This window comes from Bacillus sp. 05T22 (assembly GCF_056396765.1).
This window is the reverse complement of record NZ_JBFTMC010000131.1, coordinates 1-11035: the sequence shown is the minus strand read 5'-3', so window position 1 is coordinate 11035 and position 11035 is coordinate 1. Positions and strand designations below refer to the sequence as shown.

Below are 11035 nucleotides of genomic sequence, written 5' to 3'. Positions count from 1 at the left end.
AGTGTACGTGCTTCTTTTTCTTCTTCCATATTTGATAGATCAAGTTACCATATTCATGAACCCAGCGCATGATGGTTGTAGGATGAACTGAAACACCACGTTCTTTTAAGATTTCAGATACATCACGATAGCTTAAAGAAAAACGGCAGTAGTAGCCGACAGCTACTAAAATAATATCTTTTTTGAATTGTTTTCCTTTAAAATATCTCATCTGTGATTCTCCTCGTTTTCTTTTCCGAAAGTGTAGCTTAGTTTAGAAAACTTTGCAACAGAACCAAAGGAAATATGTCAGATTACAGGAGTGAGTCAGGCCGCTCTATATCGTAGATTAAAAGATCTTGAATAAAGTTCTTTTTTAGATTTGTAATTAAATTCCAGAGTGTCCCATCATACCCTGAATCGTTTCCGTACCCCCATTACAAAGAAAAAGACTCCTCAATTCGAAGCCTTTTTTAGCTGCTATAAAAGTATGGGTATACTATTTGAAAAGTAATAATTTAGGATTCATGCACATATAGGATAATTTTTTTCGAATTTATAGTCGTTCTAAAAATTATATAGCTTTAATGACAAATTGAGATTGAGGTATATATAATAATTGAGCTGTTAAGGAAGTTGTTGTGTTAGCAAAAGGCAATGATTCCTTATAAGGAAATTTATTATACACTATTTCATTAATCTCAAAAGTCTTATACAATTTTTTAAGGATTTTTTGAGAAATTTTATTTGTACAAGCAGCAATAAAATCAAAATCTCTTGTACTTATTTCTTGAATAGCATGTGAAATAAGAGTAGTGACTACCCCACTGCCCATCCAATCTGGATGACAAGCGCCCATATCTAGATAGACTAATCTTTCTTTATCTAAATTTGAAAACTCAATTGATTCCGTCTCTAAAGTATCTAAGAGTAGAAAAATGGGATCCATTTGTGGACACAGTTCACTCGCTTTATCTTTATCTATTAATGGTTGGGTTACTTTTCTTGTTAAAAGAACACCAACAATTTGAAAGTTTTCTATTGCTACAAATGACATAGATTGAGATACAGCTTGTTTTACCATTTCCTCGCACATTTTGTGAAAAGGAGCAAAATGAATTTGTAAACTGCTTACAAGAGGTTCGTTATTCACAAAAGAATGTGCAATTAAATGTGCTGCATCTTTCACGTGGTGTGTATCTAGTAGCTCTATATTCATATATTTTTCCTCATTTCTTAATATAGATAGTGATTAAAAGGGATTGAAAATTTTATTTAATGTAGTTAAGTTTAAATATTAAAGCGCTAACAAATAAGGTTATTAAACATATGAATAAATCTGTTTAGTAGCAATCGATACATGTTTATGAAGAAATGCTACAATCTCATCTAAACATTCAACATTTGTATATGGCGAGATAGAAAAGAATTTTAATGTAGAAATTGGTTTTCTATCACAACTGTTTATTACATCTACTACACAAGAACGAGTTGTATCGCCAAAGAATATTTGATCACGATTTTTTCCTAGGTAATTAAATAGTTCTATATTTAACCGATTTGTATCCTCAATCTCTTCTTGTGTTGCGAGACCTGTACGCTCCTTTTCCCAATTTACCTGGCCATCTCCATTCATATAGAAACGAAATGTTGTAATTGGTCCATAAGTAAAATCATTTGTTATTGCTATTTGAGGAAGAGCCTTGCGCAATTTCTCCCTAAATAATAGATTTACACGAACATAATTTGCTAATAATTTTTGATATCCTTCAATTCCAAAGGCTAATAAATTTATATACATCGGAATAGAACTACCAGCTCGTGAACATTCTAAGGTATAGCCTGTATGATAACTGCCATATGATCTATTACCAAGATAAGGTGTGTCATTTTGTTCGATGTCCATAAGTTGTAAGTCAGTATGATTTTTCACGATTAAAATACTTGAAGTATAAGGTGTTTGTCCTAATTTATGAAAATCAAAACATACACTATCTGCAAGAGACATATATTGCATTTTCCCTTGAACGAGTTGTAAGGCATCTTTCACATTAGGTTCAAATGAAAGTGGATTTTCTTCAAAGTTATAATTATTAAAGAAACCATAGAATCCGCCCATTGCAGAATCTGCATGAATATAAATAGGTTTTAATTTATATTTTTTCTGTATTGATTCAGCACTATCTTTAATTTTTTCTATATCATCAATTGTAAATGTATCTGTTGACCCCATAGTAGCTAGAATATAAAGGGGGATACCTCCGTTTTCAATAACCTTTATCATTTTATCCTCTAAATCTTCTATATCCATAGAATTTGTATAAGGGTCAGTTTTCACTTTAATTAGGTGATTTGTCCCAATGCCAGTTGCTTCAGCTGACTTTAATAAACTATAGTGTGCATTTTCAGAAGCAAAGCAATATACATTTTGTGGAACACCGTGTTCCTTTGCTAATGGAAATTGTTTAGCAATTGCTAAACGTAAGCTTGAAAATACACATCCTTGTCCACCCCATGTTGTATAACCACCGCTATTATGCGGATTATAACCGATCAGTTTTGAAAGCATGGATACAACTTTTACTTCTGCTTCAGCTGCCCCAGGGCCATATACATCCCAAACGCCATTACCATTTAAAAGCGCCATGGTTATTGTACCTAATAGTGATGGAATACTTGGTAGTGGTACAGCGTTAGACAAATAATATTTATTTGGATAAGGATGACCATTCATAAATTGGTTTAGTTCTTCCATAACCTCAGACATAACAATTCCAGCCAGTGGTATATGACTTTGGTGAATTAAGTTATTGTAATATCCATCTGATTTTTCCTCACAGTTACCTAAAGATGCTCGGTCTTCATTTTTTAATCGGCTAAGATTTTCAACTATTTTCTGCATAGATTCTAAAAAAAGTTTTTGTTTTTTTTCATTTCCATCAGCGCTCGGAAATAGATTCAAAATATCTTGCATGTGGTCACTTCTCCTTGTGAAAATATGGATTTTTATTTTACCTAGTTAAATATACGAGTGAAATGATTTGTGTTTATCCTTTAGAATGTGTATGAATCAGGAGCTATTTAGAAAAAAATGTAATTCCATAGAAAATTATATGAATTCTGGAATTTAAAGTAAAGGGAAAATTTTTTGATTAATTTTAAAAAGTAATTGCGATATAATGAAGTTGCTAAAAATTTTTCTGAATTAATTATTTATTCTTCAGTATTACAAACTTCATTAAATTTAAATTGTGCCCTAGCAGATATTCAAATAACGTAATAGATATTTGAATATAATGAAAAACGCCTTATAATGTAGTTTAAGGTTCTGTTGCAAAGTTTCCGAAGACATAAAGAGATGGGGAATATTGTGGGCCAGTTTTATGAAACTATTAATAATTCATGTAATGCGTTATAGGGGTCACCATACATATCCATCAACTTAAGATTTTGAAATACCCCAAGAACGAAAATTTTGTGCATTATGCTTGTTTTTATTGTTTTGAGGTAACCCGTTCTATTGGTTCCGGTGCAAAAACTTCAAGATACATGCAAGTAATCTCTAAATCTTGGACATACTGATACTATTACTCTAAAAAAGGTGTGTGATCGGTATGAAAAAGGAAAATTTGTTCAAATGGAAGCACTATCAGCCTGATATTATCTTATTAGGGGTCACCATACATGCCCATCAAGCTAAGGTTGGGTATTCCATGAACTTCCGTTCTTGTTGCCTACATGCTTGATATTTTGTTTATTTGTTTTTAAAAATACGCATTCCAAATAAACCTTAATAAGGTGTATTTTTAAAGATTATGCAGTTTTCTTATTTAGATTGGATACAGTGCACTGATAAACAACGCCTAAAATATCAAAGACTGTCTTTTTCTCATATCGATGGGATTTCCGTCCGTTTTTCTGTAAGAGGTCAAACAGACGAAGAAAAATTTTTGATACTTCTTGGGTGTCTTGTTGTATAGCTTCATATACTAAGTACAGATGATCTTGAATCATATAAATTGCTTTATATTCACTTAATTCTTTTTGTTTTTTCTGTAGTAACAGCTGTCGCATTTTGAACATAGTGGAAGAACAAAGAAAAATAGCGATTAACTGTCCATACAGATGACATTCTAGACGCTCTCGCTTAATATTGTGACAATGATTGATACCAAAAAGAGATTTCCATGTTTTAAATACAATCTCTATTTGCCAACGTAGAGAGTAGATCTCGTGAACATGTTCCATCGGAACAATTTCCCATGGGATGTTGGTAATATAAACATTGATTTCTGTTAAACGTTTACTTTTTTCAGAGTATGTAACCCCTTTTTTCTTTTCAACATAAGTTTGCTGTTTCCTACGTTTATGAACTTGAGTTGATGTGAGTCTGTATATTACAACTCGTGAGGGTAATTTTTGTTGTCCAACATAGGCATTCAGAATTTCATAAGTATCTCCTGGTTTTATCTGATGCATGACATGTTCAAGATCAAGTAAAGCATATAAAGATTGCTTTTTTACTGTCCCATCCCGAAAGAATTCTGGCGATTCATTTTTCACATATACTCTATTATTTAATTTCAACCGAGAAACATAGAATACCCCTCGTTGATCCATCTGGTCTAAATCTTTTAGAGAAAAGTATCCTAAATCTCGAATACATAAATCTCCTGATCGTAAGGTATCCAAACATTCTGTACCAAAGGTTTTATCATTATTTTTACCTGGTTCCATTTGAAAATTGAGGAATTTCCCACTATGTAAATCATACTCTAGTTGAATCTTAATACCAGCTGTCTGTGCACATCCCCCTGAACCAGGATAAATAGAAGCTAAATGGTTGGGTACTTGAAAAATAGTAGCATCTAAAATACGTATACGTTGAAAATAAGAAATGTATTGGTTTGAGATTTGAGAAGAATCGTTTAGTTTACTTTTGATTAAAAGAGAAAATACACGCTGTAGAAATAAAACAGCACATCGGTTAAAACGTTGATTAAGTCCTTCTGGACTCATAAGTGTAGTTGTATTTGCATAAAGCTGACTACATAATCGAGTAAGGGGACTACTTGCTACATGTTGACTRATCCAAATACATAAAGCAGCCAAATCTYGTGCKCCATACTTACTTTTACGTTTTACAAAACCTGTCTCTTGGCCAAGTTGTTGAAGAATATGTGGAGATAGATATCGCTGTAGTTCTTCAGCGAACAAATAAAACTCATCTTGAATCGATAGATTCATACAAAAACGCCATCCTTTCTGTATATTTCTACAAAAAGAATAACGTTTTCTATGAATTATTGGTATAAATCCATCTTAGATTGATAGTAATGTATGGTGACTCCTTATAGATTATTTTTTCTTACAGCATATGTGATTACATTTGTTTTTAATAAAACAGACTTTTCATTTCGAATAATTTTATATTCGAGCGGTTTTACTAGGATACTCAATACTTCCCAACCATCATATATTTGTCTTAATWTATTCATCATTTCTTCTGTTGGAATGTTTATCTCCATTAGTGCATTCAATTTCTTATTGGTATCCATATCAATTTCTTCAACTTCAGAATTTACAATGATACAATTTATTCCGTTGCACTTCGTTCCGTCTGCCATTCGTTGAACAACTTTTCCAAATACCTCTTCTGATTGGACATGTTCTAAACTTGAAACTGCAACAATGAAGTCGAAGTTATTAGGCTTAATTTCATAGTTTCCTATATCAGCTTTTTCAGTTTGAATTACTTCTTTAACTTCATATTCCTCGCTGTATTGATTTAATTTTTGCAAAGCAGAGTCTAATAAATCAACACACACAACTGTACCGCCATTTTCTTTTATAGCTTGAGCCAATGGGATACTATTTCTGCCCACTCCAGAACCTAAATCAAGCACACTAAGATCGTCTTTTCCTTCAAACAATGGAATTAGATCTATTACCGTTTTTACAGGTTTATGTAGCCACGAACCTTCTTCAAACAGTTTATAATTATCGTAACAATAGTCGTGATATTTTTTCTCCTCTTTTCTTATAAATTCAATTCTGTTCATTGTTTTTCCTCATTTCTCAAATTATGTATCCTATAAATTACTGTAACAGATTTAATATAACTTTTTGAACTATCTTATCTTGTTACTTGAAGAAAGAATGATGAATAATATATACATGTGAGGTTGACATAACCACTTATTATTGATAGTATCCAAAAAATCTCACTTCTTATCTGAAAAAAGATAAGAAGTGAGATTTTTTGTTTTAGGGGCAACTTGATTTCTTAGCTTGACGGGCATGTATGGTGACCCCTACTTTGGTATTTAGCTAGATAACATGATCGTGAAATGTGCTATAAGGCTCCACCTGTAGATTTGAAATAAAGATCAACCGTTTCTAAAAAAGTTTAACCGCTTTGAAAAAAGATTAACTGTTTATAAAAAAGTTATACCGTTTCAATTCCTTTATATTTCGCTCTTTATGTGATATATTTATCACATAAAGAGCGAAATATATCACAAGGGAGATCTTATATGAAGAACAAATTAGCTTACTTAGGGTTTATTGGTTTTTTAGGGTTTTTGGCACCTTTCTCATTTTTTAGTGAAAATTCGTTTTCGCCTTACTACTATTTCCTTTTCTTTTTCTTCTTTTTATACGCAAAAGTTATACCAGATGAGCTTTTTATACTGCATGTTCGCATGGCCGCTACAAGGGCATTTTTTGTAACACTAGTATCCGGTAGTATACTACTCTTAAGTGTTTCTATTTTTGAAAATGTACATGTAATTCGTTTATTTGTTGCACTTTCAACTTTAATACCGTTAGGAACTTTTTTAATTAATTTAGAAATATTTGAACGTAGAGAAAAGAAAGGGATGCAGGATGACGCTGATTACTCGGATGAAAGAATATAGGGTAAAGTTAAATATGTCCCAAGAAGATTTAGCTAATAAGGTTGGAGTTAGAAGAGAAACAATTGGTAATCTCGAAAACGGAAAATATAACCCTTCATTAAAACTGGCTTACGATATTGCAAAAGTTTTAAAAGTACCCATTGAAGTGTTATTTTGGTTTGAAGACTAGTTTAATTCTATTACAAGGAAGTAAACTTTTGTAATAGATATGTCCCTGAGTTTTGATCCATCTTTTTTATAAAAACTAAATCAGTTCTTATAGCTAAAGAAACCATTTTGACCAATCTTTGTTCAAAAAAGGTTTCTTTTTATGTATTGCTAAATTGTGCTTCCATCAACATTTATAATTAAACTTTTTTTCAAAGCTACACCACCATACATGCCCATCAACTTAAGAAAACAAATCCACCCCAAAACGAAAAAAGTGAACTTAATTATCATGAATAAATGTGGCGTGAAAAATGTTGTTATGGGCATATTTCGAAATCTTAGAGAGAATAAAAAAGATATTGTTATATTCTTAAATCTGTAATATAATGAATTTATAGAATTCTTAATATTCAGAAATTAAGAGAGGAGGAAATAATATGGCAATCGCAATGGCAGTTTTATCATTCTTAGGTGGAGTAATTCCATTAGTAGCAACACTTCTAAAAGCATTCATGTAATAGAATTCTCTGCACTTATTTATAAAAATTATCATGCAAATGATCTGTATATCAAAAGTGAATTGATGTGCAGATCATTTGTGTGAGCAAACTTTAAACAAGAAAAAGAATCCCAGAAATCATAAGGGATTCTTTTTTTTATGTAATTACGGCATTAATATGTTTGCTACCGAAAAGTGGTTTTGTGTAAACCTTACATGTATGGAATATACATCCAATTTTTATAGCAAATCGTTTCTTCCGAATGGTACAATCAAGGAAGAGGAGGGGTATTATGAAGAAACATCGTTTTAGAAATCTATTTTTCTGCTTTACAGCTCTTTTAGTGTTATCTGCTTGTCAAAAGTACAACGGTAAGTTAGAACAATGGGGTAGCACTGTTGACACTGTCGATACAGCTAAACTAAAAAGAAATAACATTCCGTATGAAATAAAAGATGGTAAAGTATATATTCCCGAAGATGCCTTTAGCGATGCTACGCTGTGTTGTACATAAGCAGTGATGTAAGCCCCTTTCTAAAGGGGCGGGGTTTGTTTTGCATGGGGTAAGCACCACATGTAAAACAAACTAACAGAGCAGGTTAACCCCAAAACGAAAAAAATGAACTTTGTTGCTATAAAAGGCACAAAATTTTCGTTTTGGGGGTACTTCAAAATCTTAGCTTGATGGTGAGGCCTAATAGGTCGTTACGTAAACTTCGTATGAATACTTTATTCATACGAAGAATATATGAATTCTCCCCTTTGAGAAGGTTTATTACAGGATAAAAGGGAATATTATCCACAAAAGGAAAGGGGTAAATTCATGAAAAAAAATATATTATTGCTGGCCTTATCATTATCCCTATATCAATCCGCTTGTTCGACTGACACAAACACTGATAATACATCTACTACTGATCAACCAAAAGGAAAAACCGCCTCAATACAACAAGAGAAAAATCGTAAGCCTATTTTCTTTCAAGGAAAGGAGATAAAGAAGATTGAGCTTATATCGACTAAAGTAAAAAACAAAAAGGCAGTTATAAACCTAGAGTTTGATCAAATTATTAAAGCCATGGAACATACAGGAATATATAAGGATCGAGAAAGAGTTATTTCTCTTTTTCTGGATGACGAGGCGAAGAACGCGATAGATTACAAGATGATTATAAATTACCAAGACAATTCTAAAGAAATATATTTAATATGGTTAGAGAAAAATCCAACCGTTATAATTGCTCGACAAGACAATGAAGAACAAAAACATCTTGAACATTACATAATAAAAGGTGAGGACGCAAATCAAATATTAAATTTGTTTAAAAATGATAATGCAACATAACTTCCAATAATGAGACGTTATGTCTACCTGACATGAATAGGGTATGCAGGATTCTTTGTTCAACTAACGGTGCGGTTTTGTTGAACAAGGTATAAAATTATTGGGAGAAAAAATAAGTACCAAAGGGATTTAATTATCCAAAGGGGGAGCACATATGACTATAAACTCAGAATGTTTAGGTTGTAGATTATCTAACCAAATTGAACCAGTAAATATTGTATTTGAAAATGAGTATGTTTGTTGTTTCCTGGACATTGAACCTTTTAACGAGGGACATACCTTAATTCTTCCTAAAAAACATTATTTAGATGTTGAAGAATTAGATATTGAAACTGCAAATGCTATTATGATAGCGTCTATGACCATTTCAAAAGCACTAAAAAAATTATTTAATCCTGATGGGATCACGATTTGTCAAAATGGTGGGAAATTCAATGATTTGACGCATTATCATATGCACGTCATTCCGAGGTTTGAAGGAGAACCTTTTTACTGTGAGGAACAAAAAAATAATATCAGAGAAAAAGCTAAGTTTTTAGAAACAAAAACTAATTTGAAAAATTTGATTGAAGAGTTATCTTGAACGAAAGAGTGCGATACTTGAACAAGGGTATCACATTTACTTCCGCTTTCGAATTTTATGTAAATAAGCTGTCCATATGGACAGCTTATTGTATTTTTTTGCTTAGTTTGGGTTTTTTCCGAAATGCTGGCGATACCCCATTAATTAGATATAGTATGTGAAATTTTAAAAGAAGACACTCAATTCGGGTGTCTTTTCTTTTTGTAGATATTATTATTGAAGATTTACTCGAACTTCTTCTTCTGATAAGGAAATTGGTTTGAAGATTAATTGAAGCTTAGGATCTCCTTGTTTTGATTCGAAAGCAATAGTTCCAGTTATTTTCCCATTTTGTGCAAGTTTTCCAAAATTCAATTGAGTATCTTGGTTAATCATAGTTAACGTTGGATCTACAATATTTCCTTCACTGTTTTGTAAACTGAAATCGTGAGCATTATAATGTATTTCTTCTTTGCCGCCGTTTTCTATAGTTACATTAGCGATTAAAAATTCATGACCCTCTTTAGGTTTATCGAATTCTCCACCTGGAGACTTTTCAACATTTGTAACAGTTAATTTGTGATTTCCAAGTTTAATTGTTTCGCCAACTTTAAATTTTTTTTTCTCTTCTTTCTTTTCAGTTGTTTGTTCTGTTTTTGTATCATTTGATACTTTCTTGGCAGTTTCTTCTGTATCACTACATCCCGCTAGACTTATAGCAAGCGCTCCAGTTATAACGAGTGTACCCATCTTCTTATACATTTCGTTTCCTCCAATTATGTAAAATGTATGATTCCTGAACTATCATAACAAATATGGTTACAACTTTTTTGTCAGATTATGTCGAACATAAATAAAAAAAGAGAGCATAAGCTCTCAGATGGAAAATGTTTCTTCTACAAGGGGTCACCATACATGCCCATCAACTTAAGAATTCAGAACTATCCCAAAACGAAAAAATGAGCTTTTTTGTTATAAGTTAGCACAAAATTTCGTTCTGGGGGTACTATAAATTTTTAGCTTGATAGCGATGTGGCGGGACCCCATCGCTATCAAGCTAATAAAACAAAATCCCCCCTAAAATAAAAAAATACGCTATTCTTTCTGTAGAATCATAAGAAAGGATGGCGTTTTTTATGTCTATTTCTGTATCCGATGAATTACAGCTATTCGCTCAAGAGATTCAAAGCTTGTTATCTCCAAATACTTTACGGGACCTTGCTAAAGACGTTGGTTTTGTGCAACGAACCAGTAAGTACCAAGCAAAAGATTTAGTTGCTTTATGTGTATGGATGAGCCAAAATGTCGCTACGACTTCTTTAACTCAGTTATCTAGCTGTTTAGAAGCATCAACAGAAGTGCTCATCAGTCCTGAGGGATTGAATCAACGGTTTAATAAAACGGCCGTCCAATTTTTGCAACACATATTAGCTGAACTACTAAACCAAAAATTGGCCTCATCTATACCGATTTCTTCTCCATATACTTCTGTTTTTAAGCGTATTCGTATTTTAGATTCAACTGCATTTCAGCTCCCAGATTCCTTTTCATTCGTTTATCCAGGTGCAGGAGGCTGCAGCCA

Annotated in this window: 11 protein-coding genes and 2 pseudogenes; 7 read left to right on the top strand and 6 right to left on the bottom strand. The window is 32.3% G+C overall.

The features are described from left to right. The 3 genes and pseudogenes from AC1DIT_RS24675 to AC1DIT_RS24665 form a co-directional block, all read right to left on the bottom strand. Positions 1-211: pseudogene (locus AC1DIT_RS24675) on the bottom strand (IS6 family transposase); the annotation flags it as partial. A 342-nt stretch (positions 212-553) separates the two neighbouring features. Continuing rightward, the gene (locus AC1DIT_RS24670; protein ID WP_016133106.1) at positions 554-1198 is read right to left on the bottom strand and encodes a hypothetical protein; all 645 of its coding nucleotides are present in this window, start codon (positions 1196-1198) and stop codon (positions 554-556) included. A gap of 102 nt (positions 1199-1300) precedes the next feature. Next, positions 1301-2953, bottom strand: a complete 1653-nt coding sequence (locus tag AC1DIT_RS24665; protein WP_016115618.1) for a pyridoxal phosphate-dependent decarboxylase family protein — start codon at positions 2951-2953, stop codon at positions 1301-1303. Between the two features lie 631 nt (positions 2954-3584). Between AC1DIT_RS24665 and AC1DIT_RS24660 the strand changes: the two are divergent. Further along, positions 3585-3657 (top strand): annotated as a pseudogene (locus tag AC1DIT_RS24660) (IS6 family transposase); the annotation flags it as partial. A 135-nt stretch (positions 3658-3792) separates the two neighbouring features. Here the strand turns inward: AC1DIT_RS24660 and AC1DIT_RS24655 are convergent. After that, positions 3793-5226: an IS4 family transposase gene (locus AC1DIT_RS24655; RefSeq protein WP_476998474.1), complete on the bottom strand. Its 1434-nt coding sequence runs from the start codon at positions 5224-5226 to the stop codon at positions 3793-3795. A 104-nt stretch (positions 5227-5330) separates the two neighbouring features. Then, positions 5331-6041 carry a class I SAM-dependent methyltransferase gene (locus tag AC1DIT_RS24650; protein ID WP_476998473.1) on the bottom strand — a complete coding sequence of 237 codons (711 nt, stop codon included), beginning with the start codon at positions 6039-6041 and terminating at the stop codon, positions 5331-5333. 474 nt (positions 6042-6515) lie between these two features. On the opposite strand from AC1DIT_RS24650, the gene AC1DIT_RS24645 reads away from it, so the two are divergent. From AC1DIT_RS24645 to AC1DIT_RS24625, 5 genes are all read left to right on the top strand, one after another. Then, positions 6516-6899, top strand: coding sequence for a DUF3796 domain-containing protein (locus AC1DIT_RS24645; protein ID WP_016115621.1), 384 nt, complete (start codon positions 6516-6518; stop codon positions 6897-6899). After that, positions 6868-7068: a helix-turn-helix transcriptional regulator gene (locus AC1DIT_RS24640; protein ID WP_016115622.1), complete on the top strand. Its 201-nt coding sequence runs from the start codon at positions 6868-6870 to the stop codon at positions 7066-7068. The genes AC1DIT_RS24645 and AC1DIT_RS24640 overlap by 32 nt, the downstream gene beginning before the upstream one ends. 773 nt (positions 7069-7841) lie before the next feature. Beyond that, on the top strand, positions 7842-8063 hold the full coding sequence (locus tag AC1DIT_RS24635; RefSeq protein WP_016115623.1) for a hypothetical protein: 222 nt from the start codon (positions 7842-7844) through the stop codon (positions 8061-8063). 309 nt (positions 8064-8372) lie between these two features. Further along, the gene (locus AC1DIT_RS24630) at positions 8373-8891 is read left to right on the top strand and encodes a DUF1374 domain-containing protein (RefSeq protein WP_016115624.1); all 519 of its coding nucleotides are present in this window, start codon (positions 8373-8375) and stop codon (positions 8889-8891) included. 154 nt (positions 8892-9045) lie between these two features. Then, on the top strand, positions 9046-9474 hold the full coding sequence (locus AC1DIT_RS24625; protein ID WP_016115625.1) for an HIT family protein: 429 nt from the start codon (positions 9046-9048) through the stop codon (positions 9472-9474). A gap of 213 nt (positions 9475-9687) precedes the next feature. Here the strand turns inward: AC1DIT_RS24625 and AC1DIT_RS24620 are convergent, their stop codons facing one another. Further along, the gene (locus tag AC1DIT_RS24620; RefSeq protein ID WP_006097608.1) at positions 9688-10215 is read right to left on the bottom strand and encodes a DUF4352 domain-containing protein; all 528 of its coding nucleotides are present in this window, start codon (positions 10213-10215) and stop codon (positions 9688-9690) included. 374 nt (positions 10216-10589) lie between these two features. On the opposite strand from AC1DIT_RS24620, the gene AC1DIT_RS24615 reads away from it, so the two are divergent. Beyond that, positions 10590-11035: transposase (locus AC1DIT_RS24615; RefSeq protein ID WP_476998472.1), on the top strand; the 446-nt coding region annotated here is incomplete at its 3' end.

Bases quoted from the DNA above. Each gene is read 5' to 3' on its own strand.
- AC1DIT_RS24670 (WP_016133106.1), bottom strand. From the start codon at position 1,198: ATGAATATAGAGCTACTAGATACACACCACGTGAAAGATGCAGCACAT.
- AC1DIT_RS24665 (WP_016115618.1), bottom strand. From the start codon at position 2,953: ATGCAAGATATTTTGAATCTATTTCCGAGCGCTGATGGAAATGAAAAA.
- AC1DIT_RS24645 (WP_016115621.1), top strand. From the start codon at position 6,516: ATGAAGAACAAATTAGCTTACTTAGGGTTTATTGGTTTTTTAGGGTTT.
- AC1DIT_RS24640 (WP_016115622.1), top strand. From the start codon at position 6,868: ATGACGCTGATTACTCGGATGAAAGAATATAGGGTAAAGTTAAATATG.
- AC1DIT_RS24635 (WP_016115623.1), top strand. From the start codon at position 7,842: ATGAAGAAACATCGTTTTAGAAATCTATTTTTCTGCTTTACAGCTCTT.
- AC1DIT_RS24630 (WP_016115624.1), top strand. From the start codon at position 8,373: ATGAAAAAAAATATATTATTGCTGGCCTTATCATTATCCCTATATCAA.
- AC1DIT_RS24625 (WP_016115625.1), top strand. From the start codon at position 9,046: ATGACTATAAACTCAGAATGTTTAGGTTGTAGATTATCTAACCAAATT.
- AC1DIT_RS24620 (WP_006097608.1), bottom strand. From the start codon at position 10,215: ATGTATAAGAAGATGGGTACACTCGTTATAACTGGAGCGCTTGCTATA.